1 protein-coding gene is annotated in these 563 nt (G+C 44.2%); it reads left to right on the top strand.

Translation table 11 applies throughout. The features are described 5' to 3' along the window. Positions 1-563, top strand: a 563-nt coding sequence (locus tag DMB44_RS09440; RefSeq protein ID WP_161952133.1) for a hypothetical protein, incomplete at both ends; no start/stop codon positions are given.

The following is a 563-nucleotide window of genomic DNA, read 5'->3' as shown; positions in this document are numbered from 1 at the left end:
GCCTCTCATCCACAAACACAGCTTCATAGGAAGAACCTGGATCTCGGACCGCGTGTAAACTATTACGTGTACGATGATCCGATAACAGATATAGCGAATGCATCGAGGGAATTATCAATCATCAACAACACCACGATCGATGTACAGATCTTCGGTTCGTATCCTGATTCCAATAAGACGTATGTTCTCGCGAACACATCGCTCGATTTCTTCAACGGCTCTATTTTTCTTACGCCACAGTTCTACAACGTATCCGATGCATGGGCATCTTTCATATCTATGCATCACCTGAACATGTACCCATCGCTTACGATCGATGCATTCGAGAACATCTACGATAACGGAAGCGTATACATTTATTCTTATTACAACAACATACCCTTCGATCCCTACGCGATCAGGGTCATCTCAGTGGCATCGATCAATCTCTCTTCAGCAATGACGAATAAGTCTGTCCAGGCATCGATGGCACTTAACGTTTTCAATGGCACAGGCATCAATGTTGGCAATTACTCGGATATAACGTTCACTCCGTACGTCATCAACGTCTCGTTGTCTTTCTC

Origin of the sequence: Thermoplasma sp. Kam2015, assembly GCF_003205235.1 — an archaeon.
Taxonomy (GTDB): domain Archaea; phylum Thermoplasmatota; class Thermoplasmata; order Thermoplasmatales; family Thermoplasmataceae; genus Thermoplasma.
The sequence above is the reverse complement of the archived record's forward strand: the minus strand, read 5'-3'. Positions and strand labels throughout refer to the sequence as shown.